The organism is Streptomyces sp. NPDC054770 (assembly GCF_053611985.1).
Map to the genome: position 1 here is coordinate 267,181 of NZ_JBSHBL010000003.1, position 20,843 is coordinate 288,023.

The 20,843-nt window shown below is 74.4% G+C and carries 14 protein-coding genes; 6 read left to right on the top strand and 8 right to left on the bottom strand.

What is annotated here, in order from left to right:
- Nucleotides 1-146: 146 nt before the first annotated feature.
- From ACWGKQ_RS05270 to ACWGKQ_RS05290, 5 genes are read left to right on the top strand one after another with little or no spacing between them, the layout of a single operon-like run.
- On the top strand, nt 147-1,220 hold the full coding sequence (locus tag ACWGKQ_RS05270) for a phytanoyl-CoA dioxygenase family protein (protein ID WP_453290502.1): 1,074 nt from the start codon (nt 147-149) through the stop codon (nt 1,218-1,220).
- Entirely contained in the window at nt 1,202-2,521 is a 1,320-nt protein-coding gene (locus ACWGKQ_RS05275) for a DUF6271 family protein (RefSeq protein WP_453290503.1), read from the top strand. Before ACWGKQ_RS05270 ends, ACWGKQ_RS05275 begins: the two co-directional genes overlap by 19 nt.
- Before the next feature lie 8 nt (nt 2,522-2,529).
- A complete protein-coding gene (locus ACWGKQ_RS05280) occupies nt 2,530-3,708 on the top strand; it encodes a type III PLP-dependent enzyme (RefSeq protein ID WP_453290504.1) in 1,179 nt (392 codons plus the stop codon).
- Nucleotides 3,705-4,250 carry a GNAT family N-acetyltransferase gene (locus ACWGKQ_RS05285; protein ID WP_453290505.1) on the top strand — a complete coding sequence of 182 codons (546 nt, stop codon included), beginning with the start codon at nt 3,705-3,707 and terminating at the stop codon, nt 4,248-4,250. The genes ACWGKQ_RS05280 and ACWGKQ_RS05285 overlap by 4 nt, the downstream gene beginning before the upstream one ends.
- A complete protein-coding gene (locus tag ACWGKQ_RS05290) occupies nt 4,228-5,391 on the top strand; it encodes an MFS transporter (protein WP_453290506.1) in 1,164 nt (387 codons plus the stop codon). Before ACWGKQ_RS05285 ends, ACWGKQ_RS05290 begins: the two co-directional genes overlap by 23 nt.
- Before the next feature lie 33 nt (nt 5,392-5,424).
- On the opposite strand, the gene ACWGKQ_RS05295 is transcribed toward ACWGKQ_RS05290, so the two are convergent.
- The 8 genes from ACWGKQ_RS05295 to ACWGKQ_RS05330 form a co-directional block, all read right to left on the bottom strand.
- Nucleotides 5,425-6,165 (bottom strand): class I SAM-dependent DNA methyltransferase, encoded by a 741-nt coding sequence (locus ACWGKQ_RS05295; protein ID WP_453290507.1) that lies wholly within the window; start codon nt 6,163-6,165, stop codon nt 5,425-5,427.
- The gene (locus tag ACWGKQ_RS05300; RefSeq protein ID WP_453290508.1) at nt 6,152-7,021 is read right to left on the bottom strand and encodes a LuxR C-terminal-related transcriptional regulator; all 870 of its coding nucleotides are present in this window, start codon (nt 7,019-7,021) and stop codon (nt 6,152-6,154) included. Before ACWGKQ_RS05300 ends, ACWGKQ_RS05295 begins: the two co-directional genes overlap by 14 nt.
- 161 nt (nt 7,022-7,182) lie before the next feature.
- The gene (locus tag ACWGKQ_RS05305; RefSeq protein ID WP_453290509.1) at nt 7,183-9,084 is read right to left on the bottom strand and encodes a hypothetical protein; all 1,902 of its coding nucleotides are present in this window, start codon (nt 9,082-9,084) and stop codon (nt 7,183-7,185) included.
- The gene (locus ACWGKQ_RS05310) at nt 9,081-12,533 is read right to left on the bottom strand and encodes a vWA domain-containing protein (RefSeq protein ID WP_453290510.1); all 3,453 of its coding nucleotides are present in this window, start codon (nt 12,531-12,533) and stop codon (nt 9,081-9,083) included. Before ACWGKQ_RS05310 ends, ACWGKQ_RS05305 begins: the two co-directional genes overlap by 4 nt.
- A gap of 4 nt (nt 12,534-12,537) precedes the next feature.
- The gene (locus ACWGKQ_RS05315) at nt 12,538-13,701 is read right to left on the bottom strand and encodes an AAA family ATPase (protein WP_453290511.1); all 1,164 of its coding nucleotides are present in this window, start codon (nt 13,699-13,701) and stop codon (nt 12,538-12,540) included.
- A gap of 91 nt (nt 13,702-13,792) precedes the next feature.
- Complete coding sequence (locus ACWGKQ_RS05320; protein WP_453290512.1) at nt 13,793-18,751, bottom strand: hypothetical protein; 4,959 nt, start codon at nt 18,749-18,751, stop codon at nt 13,793-13,795.
- Nucleotides 18,748-19,602, bottom strand: coding sequence for a DUF4132 domain-containing protein (locus tag ACWGKQ_RS05325; protein ID WP_453290513.1), 855 nt, complete (start codon nt 19,600-19,602; stop codon nt 18,748-18,750). The genes ACWGKQ_RS05320 and ACWGKQ_RS05325 overlap by 4 nt, the downstream gene beginning before the upstream one ends.
- 210 nt (nt 19,603-19,812) lie before the next feature.
- Nucleotides 19,813-20,205: a DUF5997 family protein gene (locus tag ACWGKQ_RS05330; RefSeq protein ID WP_453290514.1), complete on the bottom strand. Its 393-nt coding sequence runs from the start codon at nt 20,203-20,205 to the stop codon at nt 19,813-19,815.
- Nucleotides 20,206-20,457: 252 nt separating this feature from the next.
- Between ACWGKQ_RS05330 and ACWGKQ_RS05335 the strand changes: the two genes are divergently transcribed.
- A partial coding sequence (locus ACWGKQ_RS05335) for a substrate-binding domain-containing protein (RefSeq protein ID WP_453290515.1) occupies nt 20,458-20,843 on the top strand: 386 nt, incomplete at its 3' end.

Sequence of the window (20,843 nt, forward strand, 5' to 3'; positions counted from 1 at the left end):
GTCCAGGTTGTAGGTACGCGAGTTCGAAGAGGGGCTGGTGCGGCCCGTGGTGCAGTGACCCTGCCGAAGTGGTCCCCGCCCCTCACTCCGCGCAGTTGGCGGTCCGGACGGGCCGCCGTATCTGAGATCGAGGTGTGGAGCACCGTATGTCCACGACTGACCGTTATCTCCATCGAGCCCCCTCGGACATTCCCTACTTCAGCTCGGACGGCGAGACCTACCTCGCCCAGACACCCCTGCGGGACCTGACGAAGAGCCGCCCGCTGCGAGTCCTCTCCGAGGAGGACTTCGCGCACTGGCAGACGTACGGCTACGTGGTGGTGAAGCAGGCCATCCCCGCCGCCTCGGCCCGCGAACTGCTCGACTTCGCCTGGGAGTTCCAAGGACTGGACCCCGAGCGCCCGGACACCTGGTACGAGGAGCGCGAGTACCGCTCCGACCTCGACCGGGACCTGCACATCTACGGCTTCGTCGAGGCCTACCACCACCAGCTCCTCTGGGACAGCCGCCAGACCCGCCGGGTCTACGACGCGTTCGTCGACGTCTGGGACTGCGAAGAGCTGTGGGTGACGCTCGACCGGCTCAACCTGAATCCGCCCAACATAAAGAACCGCGACCGGGCCCTGATCCCGGGCACGGCGGAGGGCTTCGACATCGAGCTGCACTGGGACGTCGACACCACGCTCGGCGTACTGCCGCAGCGGGTCCAGGGGATCATCGCCCTGACCGACACCAGGGCGGAACTCGGCGGCTTCCAGTGCTGCCCCGAGCTGTTCAAGCGGTTCGACCAGTGGAAGGCGTTCCAGCCGGACGACCGCGACCCGATCCGGCCCAGCATCGACCGCGCCGAGTTCCCCGTGGTGCGGCCGGAGCTCGAAGCCGGCGACCTGCTGATCTTCAACGGCCTGCTGGCGCACGGCGTGGCACCGAACACCTCCGAGCAGACGGTGCGCGCGGTCCAGTACCTGTCGATGATGCCGGCGCTGGAGTCCCACGACACGCTCAGGCGCTCCCGGGTCGAGTCCTGGCGCACCCTCGCCACGCCCGACTGGAACGCGACGCTGCTGGGCGACGCCACCCGGCACGAGTCCCTCAGGTACGGGACGGCCACGCTCGACGAACTCGGCTCCAGGCTGCTGGGCCGCACGTCCTGGAGCGGGGCGGACCTCGACGGTGCGGAGCAGCCGGCCGGAGAAGAGACATGCGCCGAATCTGCCTGACCCTGCCGACCAACAGACCCTGCACGGCGACGATCACGGCCGTGGCCGAGGAAGCGGCCTACGCCGCACGGCACTTCGACGTCGAGGTGCACCTCCTGATCCTGGACTCCTGCGCCGCGCCGGCCTACGCCGAACACGCCGACGCCGTGCGCCGGATACCGGACGACCCGCGCATCGTCGTACACCACCTCGACGAGGTGCGGCAGCGGGACTTCCTGCGGCGCGCGATCGACCGGTCCGCGGCCATGAAGCCCGACCTCCTGCTGGACCTGATGCTCCCGGCCCGCCTCTCCTACGGAGCCTGCACCAACCGCGCCTTCCTCATCGCCGCCGCGCTCGGCTGCGAGTCCGTGCACCGCAGGGACTCCGACAGCCGGTACCAGGCCGTGAACGGCGAGCCCGTCTTCCCCGTCCACCACGAACTGGCAGCACTCGGCAGCCGCGCCGCCGACGCCGCCCAGCACGTCACCGAGACCGCACTCGCCGCCGACCGCATGGACCGGCGGGTGGCGATGGTCGGCAGCTCCTTCGTCGGCGAACTGTCCGTGGACATCGGGGAGATACTCCGGATCGACCCCGGCGTCTACCACGACATGGTCGGCCTGTGGGCACCCGTGCACTGGTCGTCCGAGCAGAAGCGGGAACTCGTCGAGGAGTCCTTCCGCGGCGCGGGCACGGACGCCTTCACCGCCGACCACTCCACCCTGACCGTGGTCGACCCCATGCGCGTGGACATGTGCAACATCGCCTTCCACGGCGTGCACGAACGAGTCCCCCTGCCACCGGCGACCGACACGATCGGCAGCGACTACTTCCTGATCCACCTGGTCCACGACGCCGCGTTGCCGGGCGTCCTGCACAACCGGAACATCGTCAACTACTACACCGGCGAACGCCGCACCGACGCCGGGTTCACGGCGTACCAGCTGCGCTTCGTCAAGTTCCTGCTGTCGATGCTCTACTTCAACTTCGTCTACGACCACATGGCCCGGGCGGGCGAGTCGTTGCTCGACGGGCAGGGGCAGGTCCGCGCGTCCGCCGTGGCCCGGCTGGCGCGGGAGAGCGCGGAGCTCGACCGGAGCGAGAACGTGCACCGGCTGGACGTCCTCGACACCGCCTACCGGAAACTCGGCGGCCGGTACGCCGAGTTCGCCGACCTCCTGGGCCGGCGCCGGGAACGCCTCCTCGACGAAGCGCGCGGCGACATCGAGGACTTCGCCCTGCTGACCGAGACGTGGCAGCCGCTGGTCGACGCGGCCCGCCGCACCTACGTACCCCGGACGCCCGGGCAGCGGCGGTGACGGCGGCCATGGCCCACGCCTCCGCACCCCTGCTCGCCGCACTGGCGGACGCCACCGAGGACGGGATCTTCTTCGACCTGGCCGGAATCCGGCGCGGCTACGACACACTCCGGCGTGAACTGCCCGGCGTCGACATCCGGTTCGCCATGAAGTCCTGCCCGGTCGACGAGGTGCTCGCCTGCCTCGCGAGCGAGGGCGCGGGCGTCGACGGGGCGAGCCCCCGCGAACTGGAACAGGCGCTGCGCGCGGGCGTGCCGGCCGGCAGGATGCACTACGGCAACACCGTCAAGTCCGACCGGGACATCGCCGATGCCCACCGCCTCGGCGTCCGGGACTTCGCGACCGACAGCGTCGAGGACCTGGCGGCCATCGCGGCCCACGCCCCGGGAGCCCGCGTGTTCTGCCGGCTGGCGACGAGCGGCGACGGGGCGCTGTGGGGACTGAGCAACAAGTTCGGCTGCTCGCCCGAGGACGCGGTGCGGATCCTGGAGGCGGCCCGGGAGACGGGCCTGACACCCGCCGGTCTGTCCGTGCACGTCGGCTCCCAGCAGATGACCGCGGACGCCTGGCACAGCGCCGTCGAGTGTCTGGCGGACGTCCTGACCGTCCTGGGCCGGCGCGGGATCGTCCTGGACCACGTCAACCTCGGCGGCGGCCTGCCGGCCCTGGGCTACCTCGACCGGCACGGCCTGCCCCTGGAACCCCCACTGGACAAGATCTTCGCCGTCGTCCGGGAGGGCATGCGGCGCCTCAGGGAGGTCCACGGCGAGCACCTCGCCTTCGTCATGGAGCCGGGGCGTCACCTCGTCGCCGACCACGGGGCCATCCGCGCCCATGTGGCCCGGCTGGCCGAGCGGCGCCGACCGGACGGCGAACCGCGGCACTGGCTCTACCTGAGCTGCGGCAAGTTCAACGGCCTCTACGAGATGGACGCGCTCCAGTACCCGCTCGTCTTCCCCACCCACCCCGACGCCGAGTCCGTCCCCGCCGTCGTGGCGGGTCCCACCTGCGACAGCGACGACGCCTACCCGCAGGGACACGCCCTCGTCCACGTCCCGCGCCAGCTGGCGTCCGGCGATCCCGTCTGGGTGCTCTCCAGCGGCGCCTACGCGCTCAGCTACACGACCCAGGGTTTCAACGGCTTCGCCCCGCTCCCGTACACCTGCGTCGGCGGAGGACACCCGTGAGCACCGACGGCGTACGCGTACGCCACATCACCGACGCAGACTGGGACGCCATCGCGGCGCTGGAGTCCCGGGCCTACACGGAACTCGGCCTCTCGGAGGGGCGCGCCGCCCTGCGGTCCCGGGCGGACGCCTCGCCGGAGACCTGCTTCGTCCTGGACATCGGCGCACAGCCGGCCGGGTACGTACTGGCCCTGCCGTATCCGCCCTTCGGATACCCGGACCTCGAACGGGCGGAGGAACCCCTGGTCCCGTCGCAGCCTTCTCGCAACCTGCATCTGCACGACATCGTCGTCGCGGAGCCGCTGCGGGGCAGAGGACTGGGAGCGCGCCTCCTCGACCACCTCGCCCTGGCCGCCGCCGCACGCGGATTCGAGCGGATCTCCCTGGTCGCCGTCGGCCGCAGCGAACCGTTCTGGTCGGCACGCGGGTTCACCGCGTACCCCGGGATCTCCCCGGACGGATACGGCGCGAACGCCGTCTACATGTCCCGTACGACGGCCGACCCGACGAAGCGAGTTGATGTGCGTGTTCCCTGTCCGTGACCCCTTCCAGCGCAGCCGGCTGGCCATCGCCGCGCTGTTCTGCTCCCTCGGCTTCCAGTACGCCACCTGGGCCTCGCGGATCCCCGCCATCAAGTCGGACCTCGGACTGACCGCGGCCGAGGTGGGGGTCCTGCTGATGGCGGCCGGCATCGGCGCCGTGGCCTCGTTCCCCCTGGTGCCGGTGCTCATGAGACGGCTGGGCTCCGCACGGCTGTCGCTGCTGTCGGCCCTCTGCCTGACCCTGCTGCTCCTGGCGCTCGCCCTCGCGCCGGACTATCCGGTCGCCCTGCTGGTCATGCTGGCCGACGGCGTGTTCGTGGGCTGCCTGAACGTGGCCATGAACGCACAGGGAACGGCCCTGGAGACCCGGTACGAACGCAACACCATGGCCAGACTGCACGCGACGTTCAGCGCCGGCTCCCTGCTCGCCGCGGTGCTCGCCTCCGGCATGAACGCGGCCACCTCCTCCGTCACGGCGCACTTCGGCGTGGCCGCCGCCGTCCTCGTCCTGCTGGCGGCTCTGGCACGCCCCGGTCTTCTCGAGGACGAGGCTCCCGCGGCGGAGAAGCAGGCCAGGAGCCGTACCGGATGGAGCCTTCCCAGCCGGGTGACGCTCTGGATGTGCTGCGCCATGGCGTTCGGCACGGTGACCGAGGGCGCCATGAACGACTGGTCCGCCCTCTACCTGAGAGAAGTCGCCAAATCCACGGCGGAGTTGGCCCCGATGGGCATCGCCGTGTTCTCCGGCATGATGGTGCTGGCCCGCCTCTTCGCGGACGGCTGGCGCAGCCGCTGGGGCGACGGGCGCGTCGTGCTGTACGGCAGCGCCCTGGCCGCCGCCGGACTCGCCTTCGCGCTGCTGAGCGGGGGAGTGGCGGCGGCGCTGGTCGGGTTCGCCTGTGTCGGACTGGGCTGTGCGGCGGTGACCCCGTGCGTCTATGTCGCGGCGGCGAAACAGGGTTCTCAGGCGCTGGCACTGGTCGCGGCGATGGGCACGACGGGACTGCTGGCCGGGCCGCCGGTCATCGGTTTCGTGGCGAGTTCGAGCAGCCTGGTGTGGGGCTTCGGAGTCGTCGCGGCGGCGGCCGTGGTGGTCTCCCTGTGCAGTACGCGGATCCAGTGGACACCGGCCGGCGGCTGACCGGTGTCCGCGCCGGTCACGGCACAGGGACGGTCACACCGGTTTGCGCCACACCGAGATGTGCTTGGCGGACTCCTGGGTGAACGGCGAGCCGTCCCAGTCGGCCACCCGGCGCTCCAGCGCGAGGCCCGCGATCCGGGCCATCAGGTCCAGCTCTGCGGGCCACGCGTACCGGTGCCGGGAGGCGTCCCGGCGGTAGCGGCCGTCCTCGCCGTCCCGGGTGAGGTGGTGCGAGACCAGGATCTGCTCGACCAGGTCGAAGGTGTCGAAGCCGAGGTGCCCCGCGGAGACGTCGAACGGCACCGCGACCTGGCCGGGCGGCAGCAGCCGCAGCGGCGGCACCCCCAGCTCGATCACGAACCGGCCGCCGGGCCGCAGATGCCGCGCCGCGTTACGGAAGCACTCGACCTGCTCGTCCTGGGTGAGCAGATTCGAGATCGTGTTGTAGACGAGATAGACCAGCGCGAACTCACCGGGCACCGTGGCCGTCGCCATGTCCCCGATCACGACCGGCAGGGTCTCCTCGTCGGTCTTCTGGCGCAGGACCGCCACCATGTGCTCGGAGAACTCGATGCCCGCCACGGGCACCCCGCGCTCCCGGAGCGGGACACCGACCCGCCCCGTGCCGACGGCGAACTCCAACGCCCCGCCGTCTCCGGCCAGTTCGGCGAGGAAGTCGACGGTCGGCCCCAGCACGGCGGCCGAGGACATCTCGTTCTCCTCGCCGTCGTAGCGGTCGGCCTCGGCCTGGCTCCAGAGTTCACTGCTCGTCATGATCGGCCACTGTGCCGTGTGCACGAAGGCGCTGTCCACGGGATTTCCCGGCCGTCGGACCCCGGCCGGCCCGCGCCCCGCCGGGTGCCGGCACCAGCCCCAGCCGCTGGGCGTGCAGGACCGTCCCGAGACGGTCGCGGGTACCGAGCTTGCGGTAGATGTTCTCGACGTGCTTGTGCACCGTGCGCGCCGAGATGCCCAGTCGGCGGCCGATCGCGTCGGCGGTCAGGGCGTCGGTGAGCAGGAGGAGCACGGTGAGCTCCCGGGGCGTCAGCGCGCTCTCCGCCGCCCGCTCCTCCGCCTCTCCGGCCGACCGGCGCCACTGCCGGAGAAGCTGGCGCTGCTGCTCGACGGCGGCCAGCAGCGGCTGCGCGCGCTCGGCGATCCGTACGTGGTCGTCGGTGAAGTCCGTGCCGGAGCGGTAGACCAGACAGCCCGTGATCGGCGCGACCGTACCGGGCAGCGGAAGCGCGAGCACCTGGTTCAGGTCCAGGCCGGCACCGAGCACCCGCGCGGTCTCGCTCAGCGGCCAGGCGCGGCCCGCGAGCCGACGGGCCGTGACGGGGGTACGGCCGGGGCCGGCCGCGTAGTGGCGGGCGAACGGATAGCCAGAGCGCAGCACCCCCAGCGCCTCGTCGCCGAGCCGGCCGAGCGCGGTGGCGGCAGCGGACGACAGACCGAGCGTGCCCCTGCCCTCGCTCCAGTCGTCCAGCTTGTAGATCAGCGTCTCCCCGCCGCACAGACCGGTCACGGCGTCGGCGAGCAGCGGCCAGAGCCGTTCCGGCTCGCGTTCGTTGAGCGCGGCCACGGCCACTTCGGTGAGGCGTTCGTAGGCCCTGTCCAGCCCGTGTACCACGTGTTCCTCTCTGCTCGTGCTCCTACGCAGTTGTACGCATACCCATGCGACGGCCGGGTGTCGCATGCTTCAACCTGGCACCGGCACCGGATGGGACGACTCCGGTCACGCGGGCCGCCGGCACGGGGGAGCGGCGGCCCGCATCCGGTCGCCGGGCCCGGTCATCCGCCCCAGGCGGCGGTGCACAGCACCCGGTCGACCTCGTCCGTGTAGCGCGCCGCGGTCAGCCAGGCCCGGGCGAAGCGGCGGGTGTCCGCCGGAAGGAGCCGGCCGAAGGCGTCACGCGAACGTTCCGCCGCCGCGGCGAGCAACTCGTCGAGGATATCGCCGGCCGTGCCCAGACCGTGCCGGTGCAGACGGCGGGCATCGGCCGCGGAGTCACCAGGGAAGGCCAGTACGCGCCGCCCGCCTGAAACCGCCTGCTCGACCCGGCGGCGCAGCAGGTGCAGAGGCGCCTCGGGCCCGGCCTCGGAGGCACCTGTGTGCGCGGCGGACGGCACCGCGGGCGCCGGAGCCGGCAGGTCCGCGTGCTGGAGCCGGTCCAGCCCCAGGTCGACGCGGCTCCCCGCGCTCGTGGGATGCTCGGTCGCCAGCAGCTCGGCACGGGCGTGCGGGGCCACGGCGAGACGCGCGATCACACGCACCCGGCCGCCCCGGGCGGCGGCCAGCAGCCGCAGGTTGTCGCGGTGCGGAAGCGCCGGATGGTCGTGCGCCGCCGTCAGCCGCAACGGCACACCACCGCAGTCCGCCAGCAGGCAGTCACCCGCCGCCTCGCGCACCGCGCCGACCAGCGTCACCTCCAGGAACAACAGCTCATGGCCGCTGCTCAGGGCCCGCCCGACCTGGTCGGCCACGGGCACCGCCCACAACCGGTCCAGCGGCTCGGCCCGCCAGTCAGCCCCCGACGCCCGTACCGCCCGCACTCCCGCGCCCGACCCCAGCCGGCCGGTCGGCGACACCGTCGCCCCCGACACCGCGAGACCCGCCCGCGCCAGCTCGCGATGCGTCAGCGCCGTGTCCCCGACGCGTACGGCACGGTCGGCGGCGCCCACCGCCCGGCCCGCGCCGCCCGGCGCCACGTCCGAGACCGTGTACAGCCGGCCCTCGGCGTCGGCGGTCCAGGTGACCGCCCCCGCATAGCCGCTCGCGGTGAGCACCGGCTCCGAGAACAGCCCGTACAGCCGCAGCGAACCGTCCGGCGTGTACGGCTGCCGTACGGTGCCGCGCAGTCCGGCCAGTTCGGCGCCGGCGGCGAACGGGACGCGGTGGGCCACGGACAGGGTCTCCGAGACGGCGCCGACGAGTTCGGCGAGCCGGAACGCCGGGTCGGCGGCCCGGGCCGCGCGCAACGCGGTGACCACGGAGACCGCCGCCGCGGCCGCCCGCGGCAGACCCGCGAGGCGCGCGGTGTGCGCGGCACGCAGCAACTCCGCCTGCAGCACGGCGCCGGAACCGTCCGTACCGGCGTCGAGCACGGCGGCCACGGCGTCGAAAACGGCCTGGGCGGCGCTGAGTTGCCGGGCCGTCGGCGTCGCGGACTCCTCGGGGGCGGGCACCGTCCGGGCGCCGGACACGGGCGTCGGCCGGTCGGTCGGCCGGCCGGCCTCCGCAGCCGGGGTGGGCCCGTCGGTGTCCGCGGCGGCGGTGGACTCGGCGCTCTCCGCGGACCTCGCGCTCTCCGCGGACCTCGCGTTCTCCCCGGCCCCCGGGATCTTCCCGGTCCCCGCGCGCTCCGCGTCACGCATGCTCCCGGCGGCCTCCGCCATGTCGGCCACCGGTGCCGCCGAAGCCGCCGCCGCGCGGTGCAGGCAGTCCGGGGCCAGCAGACAGCCGCAGCGGATGGCCGCCGTGTCGGCCACGACGCCCCCGGGAGCGTCGAGTTCGAGTTCGGAACCCTCGTCGTCGACGGTGATGCGCACGGTGTCGCCGTCCCGGACGACCGGCCGGTCCGCCAGCTTGGCGACGCCCGCGTCCAGCCGCTTGCGCAGCCGGGGCGACAGGGCCGCGACCAGCTCCGCGGTCACGGCCGGGGCGACAGCGGGCAGTTCCCGTTCCGTGCTCATGCGATCTTCTCCCCTACCCAGCGGGCGAGTTCGAGCGGGCTGAGAGCGGCGACCGGCATCCCGGCGGCGACCAGCTGCCCCGCGATCCCCGTGGAGTAACGGGGGCGCCCCGAGTCGTCGAGGCTCGCACAGCCCAGGACCTGACAGCCCGCCCCGACCAGCGCCCTGACCTCGGCGAGCAGTCCGCCGACCGGATAGCCCTCCTCGAAGTCGCTGACCACGACCACGAGCGTGCGGGACGGCACCGTCACCAGTTCACGCGCGTGCCGCAGCCCGGCCGCGATGTGCGTGCCACCGCCGACACTCACCTCGAGCAGCAGCGACAGCGGGTCGTCGACGTGCCCGGTGAGGTCGACGACCTCGGTGGAGAACGCCAGGAAGTGCGTGGACAGGGTAGGTACCCCCGCCAGCACCGAGGCGGTGAGCGCCGCCCAGATCGTCGACGCCTCCATGGACCCGGACACGTCCGTGACCAGGATCAGCCGCCAGTCGGCGGCGCGCCGGGCCCGGGTCCGGAAGACCGGGCGCTCCGGGATCACCTGGACCGTGCCGTCGGCCGCCCGGCGGGCGGTGGCCAGGTTGGCCCGCAGCGTACGCGGCAGGTCCAGGCCGCCGCCCGGACGCCGGCTCGGCCGCGGCAGGGCCGTGCCGTGCAGGGCGGGGCGCAGCCGGGTCGCCAGCTCCCGGGTCAGCGCGTCCACCAGCCGCCGGACCAGCGGGCGCAGCGCTGCCAGCCGCGCCTCGGGCAGCCCGCCCGCGTGCCGCAGCACCGACCGCAGCAGGTCCACGGAGGGCCGCACGCGGTCCGGATCCAGCTCGGCGAGCACATCCGCCCGGCCCGTCGCGGCGGCCGCCGCCAGCACCTCCTCCCGGACGCCCGGCCCGAACAGCACCGCAAGTTCCTCCGACCACTCCCGCACTCCGGGATACGACGCCTCACGCCCGCCGCCCCCGCCGCCGAGGTCACCCCGGCTGCCCTCGCCGCGTCCGCGGCCGTACAGCTCGTCCAGTGCGGTGGCCAAGGCACGTGTCGGCTTCGGGAGTCGGTCGGTGCGGCGGCCGAGCAGCAGACGCCAGCGGTCGGCGGGGGGCAGCCGGTGGTCCGCCACGGCCACGGTGCCAGTGACCGGTTCGGGCTCCGTGCGCGCCCGCGACGGGGGCAGCAGGCCGAGCGTGCGCAGGGTCTCGCGGGCGGTGAGGTCCGCGCGGGTCCAGGTGGCCAGCGCGGTCGGGTCGATCGCGCCGGTGTCGGCCACCCGGTCGACGCCGAGACGCTCCTCGACCCCGGTCAGCAGACGCTCCCGGTCGGCCGGGCTCAGCGTGTCGAAGCCGCCGCGCAGGGCGGGCAGCCGGTCGAGGAAGTCCCGGTCGGACAGCCCCGACACCCGGTCGACCAGCGGCTCCAACGCCGGTGCGGCCGCCTCCAGCAGCCGTCCGGCGGCCGTCAGCAGCCCGGTCAGCCGGCCGGTGAGCGCGGACCGGGACTCGGCGTCGACCGCCCCGTCCACCCAGGAGGCGACCCGGCCGCCGAACCCCTCCGGTTCCTCCTGGCCGAGCAGCACGCGAACGGCTCCGGCGGCGCCCCGCATCAACGGGGAGCCGTCGGCGGCCAGCCGGGCCAGCGCGTCGGTGAGCCGGATACCGCCTGACAGGTCGGCGCGGTGCGCGAGTTCGAGCAGGGCGTGGGCGTCGGCCGGGTCCTCGGAACCGGTCAGGCCGTCCACCTGCCGCACCGCGGCCGCGGTCAGCGACTCGGCCACGGCGACGGCCCTGGCCGTACGGTCCTCGGCCGCGTCGAGACCGGCGATGTGACCGGTCCGCAGCCGGTCCAGCAGAGCGAGACCGGCGAGGAGTTCAGGGAGGGTCCCGGTGCCCGGCAGTATCTCGGCGGTGTCACCGAGCCGCTCCGCCACGAGGCCGGGCAGACCGCAGCGTGCCGCCTGCTCCAGGCCGTCGAGCACCTGCGCCGCCGTCGGGCCACCGGCGTCCCGCTCCGTGCGGCTCCGCTCGCGCAGCAGACCCTCGGCCGCCTGGGCCAGGGTGACCCCACGGACCCCGGCCGCCGTCAGCATCGCGGCGGTGGCCGGCGTCCAGCGCACCTCCCAGCGCGAGGTGAGGGCGTCGGCACCGCCCGCGCCGGTCACCGACCTGGGCTCGGCGTACGGCACGGAGCACAACGCCAGGCGGCGCAGCAGGAGTTCGCGGCGCCGGTCGAGATCCGAGCGGAGGGGGTCGAGCCGAAGGTCCCGGACCGTCCCGGTGTCCGCCGGGCCGGGCAGGCCGAGGTCCGCGAGCTCCGCCTCGACGGCGGGGGCGAGACCGCTGCGGGGCGCCTTCGGCGCGGGACGGCCGACGCGGGTGCCGATCAGGACGTTCTCCATCGCCCGCGCCACCGCCCGGCCCCGGCCGTAGGGCTCGCCCTGTGTGAGCACGGTCTGGACGGCCTCGACCAGTTCGCCGCGGCCTGCGGCGGGAAGGTCTCGGAGGCGGGCGAGGTCTCCGGCGAGGCGGGTGATCTCGCGGGCGTCGGCGGGGCCCGAGGGGTGGCCCGATGCGCGGAGTTCGGCGCAGATGCGGACGGCCGCGCGAGTAAGCATGTCCGTCAGAGCTCCGGGTTCACCGGCCGCTTCGAGGACCATGTGCTGCCACTCGGGGTCGCGGATGCCGGCCGGGTAGCCGGAACGCTCGTCCAGGAGGGCGTAGGTGTAGGGGATGAGGGAGGTTGTCCATTCGGGTGCGGGTGGGTGGGGGCTTGGCGCGCAGTTCCCCGCGCCCCTGAAGGGGCGCGATAGTGCCGGAGTGTGGAAGGCGCCGACCACTACGGCGGCTCGTGCGCCGTTCGCCGTCGCCTCGGCCAGCCGGGAACGCATCCACTCCTCTCGGCGCAGATCCACCTCCGGCACGGCCGACTCCTCCCGCAGCGCCCACCCCGTCAGCAGCGCCGCCCGCCGCAGGGCCTCGGGGGGCGAGCCGGGTGCGGCGGCCTCGACCAGCCGGTCCCAGAGGTCGTCGCCCGGTCGGCCGGTGAGCCGGGAACGCAGGGCGTCCGACAGCCGGCCGGGCCCCTGTGCGGCGCGCTCTCCTTCCCGCCATCCCCGATCCGCCAGCGGCAGATCGCAGGCCACGACCGGCACCCCGCGCCGCGCGGCCCACCGCACCGCCGCCAGTTCCGGGGAGAAGTCGGCGAACGGATAGAACGCCGGGCCGGCGCTGCCGTCGGCAGGTGCCGCCGCGAGGGCCACGGGAGCGCGGGTCTCCTCGTGGGCGAGCCACGGCAGCCACTCCTGCAGCTCCGCGGGCAGCTCGACGAGCAGTACGTCCGGTTCGGCCGCGTCCAGCAGCGCGGGTACGGCGGCGGCCAGGGAGGGCGCGTGGTGCCGTACGCCGATCAGGAACGGCCCTGCCGGGTCGGTGAGGGCGGCGAGGGCCGCCTCGGGGGAGTCGGGCACCGGGTCATGCCTCCAGGACCGTGCGCAGGTCCCACAGCGTGCGCCAGGTCGCCGAACCCTGTTCCGCGCGCCGCCGTACCGGACCGTCCCAGTAGCCGCGCAGCCGGGCCGCGTCGGCGGGGTCGTCCTTGCGCACGACGCCGAGCAGGTGGCCCGGGAGCAGGCCGAGGACGTCGCGGTCCCCGGGGAAGTAGGCCGCGGCCAGGGCCAGCGCGCCCGCCACCGCCACCGCCTCCGCCGTACTCATCACCGTGGACGGGCGCTCCACCTCCCAGCCCTCCGCCGACCGTCCCTCGCGCAGATCACGGAACGCGGTGACCAGGGCCTCCAGGACCGCGTCGTCGACCTGGAAGGGTGCCCCGGCCCGCTCCACCGACGCCCGGGCCTGGCCGCGTACCAGCGCCGTCTCGGCGTCGAGGTCCGGAATCGGGCCCACCGTCTCGAAGTTGAAGCGCCGCTTGAGTGCGGCGGACATCTCCGAGACGCCCTTGTCCCGCAGGTTGGCTGTGGCGATGAGGGCGAAACCGGGCGCCGCATGCGCCAACGCGTCGTCCGTGCCCGCCAGTTCGGGGACCGCGATGCGCCGCTCGGACAGCAACGACACCAGGGAGTCCTGGACTTCGGGGAGGCAGCGGGTGACCTCCTCCACGCGTGCGACGGCACCCCGGGACATCGCGGTAAGGACCGGAGAGGGCACCAGGGCCTGGCGACTCGGTCCCTGGGCGAGCAACAGGGCGTAGTTCCAACCGTACTTGAGCTGGTCCTCCGTGGTGCCCGCGGTGCCCTGGACGACCAGGCCGCTGGTGCCGCACACCGCGGCGGACAGCAGCTCGGACAGCATCGACTTGGCGGTGCCGGGCTCGCCGACCAGCAGCAGTCCCCGTTCACCGGCGAGGGTCACCACACACCGCTCGACCAGGGCCCGGTCGCCGACGAACTTGCCTGCCACGACGAGCCGGCGCGGCACCCCCTCCGGTGCCTCGGCGTCGTCGGGCAGCCGCAGCGCCTGGCCGGCGCTGCCCATGACGAAGGTGACGACGGCCCGGGGCGTCAGCCGCCAGGCGGGCGGCCGCGGACCGGCGTCGTACGCGGCGAGGAAGGCCAGTTCGGCGGCGTACCGGTCCTCGGGCGGGACGATCTGGCGAAGGGGTGCGGTGCTGGCGGTCATCGGTGGTCGTCCTTAGCGGCGGTACGGGTGGCGGTGCCGGTGGTGGTGCACGTGGCGGCGCGGATCGTGCACGTGGTGGCGCGGATCGGGGTCATCGGCGACGGCCGCCGCGGGTCGCGCGTGTGGTCAGCTGCTCGTACGCGGGGGCGTCCCCGGTGTGTACGCGCTCCCAGGCACGGGCGAACAGCTCCGGCACCGGGACCAGCGGGAGGGTCCGGTCGCCGTCCTCGACCGGGTAGAGGGCTTCCTTCCAGGTCTCCAGCGGCAGGGCCGGAGCCCTGAGGTCGCGCCAGCCGCCGGGCAGGAAGAGGGTGCGGCCCGCGCGTGGGCGCTTCGCCTCGACGACCGGACCGGTCGCCGCCAGCTCGGCGCGCGCCTTCTTGATCCGGGCGGGCTTCCAGCCGGTCCAGCGCGCGCAGTTCCGGTCGGTCGGGTCGGGGAGCGCCAGCAGCTGCAGGTAGAGCGCCGCCGCGTCCTCGCCGAGACCGTGCGCCTCGGCGACCTCCGCGACCAGCGCGGGCACGCTGACCGTGGGGTCCTGGGCGTACCCGGCGGGTCCCTCGGCCGCGAGGGCGCGGGCGAGGTCGTCGCCGAGCAGGTTCCGGACGGCACGCAGCCGGGACGCACGCCCCGCGCCGAGCAGGCCCTCCAGGAGCCCGAAGACGGGGTCGTCGGCCCCGCTCAGCGCTCCCGGCCGGAGCAGCACATGCTCCGTGTCCGCGTACCAGGGACGCAGCACCAGGGCGTCCCCGGCCCTGGTCAGCCCGTTCGCGTCGGCGCCGCCGGTCTCGGGCAGGCCGAAGACCTTGCGCAGCTGCACACAGGCCGGGGCGCCCTTCTCGGTCCAGTCCAGGTTCAGGTCGAGCAGCAGCCCGGGGTCGGCCAGCCGGCGGCGCAGTGCGCCCAGCCCGTCCGAGAGGCCTGCCCGCAGCGGATGCCCGTACGGCAGTACGTACGCCAGCGCGGCCAGGCTTCCCACCGCCCCGGCCAGCGCGTGCGAACCGGGTACCGCCGACGGGTCGGCGGGCGTGAAGTCGCCGTCCTTGTCGGGCCGGAACACCGTGGTGCGGGCGAGCCAGGGAGTGCGCGCGGGGTTGAGCACGGCCTCGGCGTGACCGACGCCCATGCCGGCGAGATCGGTGCTGAGCTCCTCCGGCAGGCGTACCAGGGTGCCGAGGCGCTCGGCCCACAGCCGGCCCGCGGTCGCCGTGTCGGGGCCGGTCGTCCACAGCTCGGCCGGGTCGTCCGGCAGCAGCGCGCCGAGGAGTAGCCGCTGCTCCTCCCGGCCCAGCCCCTCCAGCAGCTGTGCGCCGAAGGTCCGCTGACGGGGCTTCAGGCCCACGGTGGCAAGCCCCTCGGCGGTGGGGGAGTGCGGGTGGCCGGCCAGCAGTACGGCGGCCTGGAGGGGGCCGAGCGCACCGTCCGTCGCGGTCGCCAGCGCCTCCGGGGCTTCCGGCCGCCAGGGGGCGGCGCCCTTCTCCCGGATCATCCGGGTCAGTTCGGCCAGCCGGTCCGCCGGGATCCCGGTGGTGTGCCGCGTCTCCCGGACCAGCGTGAAGTGGCCGACGGCACCGAACGCCCCGGACGGGTCGTGGTCCAGCGCCAGCCACTCCACCGCGTCCAGCCGGGCGTCGACGCTCTGGCAGCCGAGGACCACCACGGTACGGCCGTCCCGGCGCAGCACCTGCCCCACCCGCTGCTGCTTGTCGTGCGGCTCGCTCAGTACGACCGCGCGCAGTGTGGTCCCGAGCCCGGCCAGCGGTCCCTCGGTGAGCGCCTCGAACAGCAGGAGCAGCGGCTCGCGCTGGACGTCGGTGAGGGCCGGCGAGGCGGCACGGTAGGCGAGCGGCCGCAGGGCGCCCAGGACGGGCGGCCATTCCGCGCCGATGGTGGGAATGGTGTGCTCGTCGCTCAGCCAGCCGTCGCCGACGGCGGCGAGCCGCTCGCGTTCCGGCAGCGGCCTGCCGTCGGCGGGCCGGCCGGACAGCACGTGGTTCACCGCGCGGATCTGGCGCAGCGCGGCCCAGCCGCCGTGCCACGCGCTCTGGAGGTTCACCACTCCGGCCGCGGCGTCGTACAGCGAACGGTCCCCGCCGTGCTCCGGCGAGTAGTCGGCGAACATGCCCTCGGTCCGCTGCCGGGGCTGCCGCGGCCGCTCCTCCGCGGGCCTGGCCAGGGTCGCGGCGACCTCGGCGAACCGCAGTGCCGCACGGACGAGGGCGGCGACACCGGCCAGCAGCCGCCGGTCGGTGAGTTCGGGCAGCGCCCGCGCCACCGCTGCCACGGTGACCGCGTCGGCGGTCGGCACCGCGGCCCTGGCCCTGTCGTCCTTCCCGGCCTCGGCCAGCGCCTGCTGCCGTTCGTCCAGCGCCGTCGCCGTCGCCCGCATCAGCTCACCGGCCGACGCGTCGGTCAGGGCCCGCAGCACGGCCGACCCGCGCTCGTCGCGGGGGCGCAGCGCGTGCCAGAACGCGACCGGCGGCACCAGCCGGGTACCGGCCGCGTACGCCCCGCCGGACTCGCCGAAGGACACCCGCCCGAGCTCGGTGCCGTCGTCCGCGTGCAGGGCGACGCTCCGGTACATCTGCGCGGCGATCGGTGCGGCCCCGCCCGGCAGCCGCAGCGCGCCCAGCGGCACCCCCGGCACCCGGCCGTTGCGGGCCGCCCGCAGGGTCGCCGTCCGTCCGTCCGGGGTACCGGCGGTCGTCCGCGTCTCCGCGCCCTCGCCCTCCGTGCGCACCCACCGCCCGAGGACCGTGCCGTCGGTGCCGAACGGGCTGTGCTCCAGGCCGGGTTGCAGCGGCAGCACCTCGCAGGAACCGTGCAGCAGCGAGGCGTCCTCGCGGACGGCCGACGCCAGCAGCGCGGGCAGCGAGGCACGCCCGTGCTCGCCGGTCGCCGGGTCGTACTCCAGCCACAGCGACTGCCGGCCCTGCCTGCCCTGCCGCCAGTACGTGGTGCCGTCGCCGATGACCGGGCGGCTCGGCGGCAGCACCGTGTCCCCGGCGTGCAGGGTGCGGCCGCCCGTGGCCCGGCCGCCACCGGGCAGCGGGATCGACGCGTTGTCCGCGTCCATGCCGGACCACCAGCCGGTGATCTGCTCACCGCCGAGCGCGACCACCTCGGACGGGCGGTTCGACCAGTAGCCGCGCTGCTTCGAGCCGTCCCGCCACATCACCAGCAACTCGCCGTCGGCGTACCGGAACCTGGGCCGATTCCAGCGGTCCAGGTCCGTGGGCAGCCGCAGGTCGTGCGTGAGCAGGATCCCCTCGGGGCCGACGACGACCGCCTTGTGACCGCGCGCCAGGATCAGCGCGGGCCATGCCTCGGTCACCGACAGCGCGTTGTCCTGGTCCCTGCGCACCTCGGCGTCGAGCAGCTCCAGCGCCTCCTCCAGCGCGGGCCAGCCCAGTTCGTCCAGGATCCCGGCGCGCAGCGTACGGCCGAGGACCGGGACGATGTCGTACCCGGTGAGCCTGCGGACGGCCTGCGGGCTCTCCTGCACCACGGCCCGGAAGGGGCGCAGCCGCTGCAGCTCCGCGTCGACGCCGGGCAGCCCGGCGGTGGCGGCGAACCCGGCGGTGGTCTCCCGCAGCCACTCGCGCAGGACGTCACCGAGCACCGGATGCGCGGCCACCTTGGGCAGCTCCGCGGGCCCCTGTCCCCGCCCGAGCCCCTCGACGGCCTCGAACAGCAGCGCCCGGTAACGGGATTCGGCGGCGACGGCCTTCAGGTCCCGTCCGCCGGGCCGCTCGTCGCGCAGCCAGGTGGCCAGCGGCAGGTGCACCTGTGTGTCCGCGTCGGGGACGGCCAGCGTGATGCCCTCCGCCACGCACAGGTCCAGCAGATCGAGGTCCGCCCCCGGATGCCAGCGCCCGGTGAAGAGGTCTACGGGCCGGCCGCCCGCACGCAGCCGGGACGCCATCCGTTCCACCAGCGCCAGCGTCGCGGGGGAGCGCTGCGAGTACGCCGACCCGTGCTTGCGGTGCTGGGCCCAACGGCTGAGCCAGTCCGCCGCGTCGGCCTCCTCGCCGTTCTCCCCGCCGTCCTCGGTGAGCAGCAGGTCCGCCCCGCACTCGGCGAGCAGCGTCAGCCAGAACTCGTCGTCCGCCACCTCCCGGCCCAGACCGGCCGGCATGATCTCCAGCAGCCGTCCCCGGATCCCGGGCCGCCGCTCGGCGAGGACCGGCAGCACACCACGGTAGGCGTTCCAGAAGGAAGTGGGCGCCCGTACCGCGGCCGGGGACGCGAGCAGGTCGGCGACCAGGGCGCACTCCTCGGTGACCCGGTCGAGCCCGGCCGCTCTGATCAGCCCGCGCGCGTCCTGCGGCAGCGAGGTGTACGGCGGCATGCCGGCCGCGCAGCGCTCCACCGTCAGCTGCCGGAACTGCGCCCAGGCGGTGGCCGGTTCGAGCCGCTGCGCGAGGTCCTTCACGTACTCCTTGAGCGCCTTGACGGTGAGCGCCCCGGCGAAGGCGAACTCCAGGAACACCGCCCGCTGCCGCTCCTCGTCCACGGCCAGCGCGTGCACCCGCTCGGCCTCGCGGGCCTTGCCGAAGAAGGCGGCCGCGTAGGTCGTGTTCTCGTGCTGGAGGAAGACCCGCGCGGCCTGCTCGTAGAAGGTCGGCAGGAAGTGCGGGACCGCACGGCCGAGCCGCTCGCCGAGCGCCTCGAAGCCCTCCTTCGCGTTGCCCGGCTTCGACTTGGCCTGCCGGGCCAGCCGCTCGACGTCCTTGACCAGGGCGAGGGCGTGATGGCCGTTGGCCGGGTCGTGCACCAGCGCCCAGGCCGGGAAGCCCAGGGTCTCCCGGCGCACCTGACCGACCTCGGGCGCCGCCGGCTCCCGGGTCAGGCCGAGGAACTCAAGGGCCAGGTCCTCGGCCTCGCCGAGGGTGCCCGGCACCAGGCGGACCACCGTCCGCTCGTCCAGGGCGGGGTGCGTGTACGTGCGTGCGGTGAGGACATCGGCGTCCTCCCGCGCGGTCGTGCCCGAGGGCAGGATCGCGCCGGCGTCGAGCAGCGCGGCCGTGGTGTCGTCGTACGTGGTCATGCCGCCCGCTCCTCGTCCTCGATGTCCCGCCCCGCGTACAGCGCCGCCGCCATCCGCATCCCCTCCGACCAGGCGACCGGGCCGACCTGACCCAGCCTCAGCGTCCGGCCCGCCGGATCGGTCCACGCCAGCGGTCCGGTCTCGGTCTCGAAGTAGCTGTCGTAGTCGCCGATCCAGACCCGGGCCTCGACCCCGCGGCCCTCCTCGAGGACGGAGCACACCGCGTATCCGCCGCGCACGCGGTACCCCAACTGCGTGGCCCTGCCGTGCAGGAACCGCAGCTCCTTGAAGACCCCGCCCGCGTACTCCTCGATCTGGGTGCCCTCCGCGTCCAGCGCGGCCGGGCGGTGCCAGACCTCCCGGAAGAGCTGCTGGGCCCGCTGCTCGACGCCGAGTTCCACGGCGAACTCCCGCAGCTCCGCCAGGTCTTCGAGAAGCACCGGGTGCGGCAGCCGGACCAGTTCGGGGGCGATGCGCACGGTGTCGCCGTCGAGGTCGACCAGGCCCAGCCCGCGCCCGGCGTCGGCGTCCCGCAGGAACCCGGCGACCTCGCCGTCGGCGCCGGTGACCACCAGGTCGCGCAGCGCCGCCCGCCAGGCGGGGTCCGGCCAGACCCGGGTCAGCACGGCGATCGGCACCGGAAGGGACCGGGTCATCCACCGCTCCACGTCGGCCAGGCACTGCCGTTCGTGCCGCTCCAGCCACTCGGCGAGCTGCCGCAGACCCAGCACCGCGGGATCGTCCGCCAACTTCGCCGGCACGGACTTCAGCCGCCGCCCGGCCGCGTTGCGGCAGACCACCTTCCCGTCGTCCAGGGCCACCTCGTAGTCCCCGGCCGTCACCCACCCCATGCGTGCCTCCCCGCACCCCAGTGATCAAGTGATGGCGACTGTAGGGGAGACCACTGACAACGCCCTCCGCGGTCTGCTCCCAGCTGGGGAAAACGCGGATCAGGGAGGGGAGAGAGGCCGGTTGAGGGCTCGGTCCGGTACGGCGACGGCCCCGCGCCGCAGGCGGAGGTGCCTGGGCCGGGGCCGTGGGAATGTCGGGTGGGCGCGGGGTCAGTCCTGCCCGGACTCCTTCTCCCGCTTCAGGTTCTTCAGCCGCACGGTCTCCTTGCGGACCTCGGCCTGCGTCGCGCGCTCCTTCTCCAGCCACTCGGGCAGCTCGCGCTTGAGCTCCTCGATCTGCTCGGTGGTGAGCGGCTCCGTCACCCCGCCGCGTGCCAGCCCCGCGATGGACACGCCCAGCTTGGCCGCGACCACCGGACGCGGGTGCGGCCCGTTGGCGTGCAGCTCGCGCAGCCACTCGGGCGGATTCGCCTGGAGCTCGTTCAGCTCGGCGCGCGAGACGACACCCTCCTGGAAGGCGGCGGGCGTGGCGGGCAGGTACACGCCCAGCTTCTTCGCCGCGGTGGCGGGCTTCATCGACTGGGCGGTCTGGTGCGAACTCATGAGATCAAGGGTATCGGCCGGGTGCGGGAGCCCTGACCACGACCGGCCGTGCGACCGACCGGGCGACCGGCCGTGCGACCGACCGGGCGACCGGCCGTGCGACCGGCCGTGCGACCGGCCGTGCGACCGGCCGTGCGACCGACCGACCGGCGGCCGTGGCCGGTGCCGACCGGTCGGCCGTCCGTGGCCGGTGGCCGTCGGCCGCCCGTGGCCGGTGCCGGACGGTCGCCCGTGGCCCGTTAACCTGGGCTGGTGACAGGCTCGGAGGAAACACCGTCGTTCCGGCTCGCGTACGTCCCCGGCGTGACGCCCGCCAAATGGGTCCGGATCTGGAACGAGCGCCGGCCGGACATCCCGCTCGCCCTCCACCAGGTCCCCGCCGCCGAGGTGTCCGACCTGCTGCGCGCGGGTGACGCGGACGCCGGTCTGGTGCGGCTCCCGGTGGACCGTACGTTCTTCAGCGCGATCCCCCTCTACACCGAGACCACGGTGGTCGTCGTGCCCAAGGACCACGTGATCACGGCGGCCGAGGAGGTCACCGTCGCCGACCTCGTCGACGAGGTCCTCTTCCACCCCCTCGACGACGTCTTCGACTGGGACGCCCCGCCCGGCGAGCCCGCCTTCGAGCGCCCGGCGAC

Bases quoted from the DNA above. Each gene is read 5' to 3' on its own strand.
- ACWGKQ_RS05270 (WP_453290502.1), top strand. From the start codon at position 147: ATGTCCACGACTGACCGTTATCTCCATCGAGCCCCCTCGGACATTCCC.
- ACWGKQ_RS05275 (WP_453290503.1), top strand. From the start codon at position 1,202: ATGCGCCGAATCTGCCTGACCCTGCCGACCAACAGACCCTGCACGGCG.
- ACWGKQ_RS05325 (WP_453290513.1), bottom strand. From the start codon at position 19,602: ATGGGGTGGGTGACGGCCGGGGACTACGAGGTGGCCCTGGACGACGGG.
- ACWGKQ_RS05280 (WP_453290504.1), top strand. From the start codon at position 2,530: ATGGCCCACGCCTCCGCACCCCTGCTCGCCGCACTGGCGGACGCCACC.
- ACWGKQ_RS05320 (WP_453290512.1), bottom strand. From the start codon at position 18,751: ATGACCACGTACGACGACACCACGGCCGCGCTGCTCGACGCCGGCGCG.
- ACWGKQ_RS05290 (WP_453290506.1), top strand. From the start codon at position 4,228: ATGTGCGTGTTCCCTGTCCGTGACCCCTTCCAGCGCAGCCGGCTGGCC.
- ACWGKQ_RS05295 (WP_453290507.1), bottom strand. From the start codon at position 6,165: ATGACGAGCAGTGAACTCTGGAGCCAGGCCGAGGCCGACCGCTACGAC.
- ACWGKQ_RS05330 (WP_453290514.1), bottom strand. From the start codon at position 20,205: ATGAGTTCGCACCAGACCGCCCAGTCGATGAAGCCCGCCACCGCGGCG.
- ACWGKQ_RS05305 (WP_453290509.1), bottom strand. From the start codon at position 9,084: ATGAGCACGGAACGGGAACTGCCCGCTGTCGCCCCGGCCGTGACCGCG.
- ACWGKQ_RS05315 (WP_453290511.1), bottom strand. From the start codon at position 13,701: ATGACCGCCAGCACCGCACCCCTTCGCCAGATCGTCCCGCCCGAGGAC.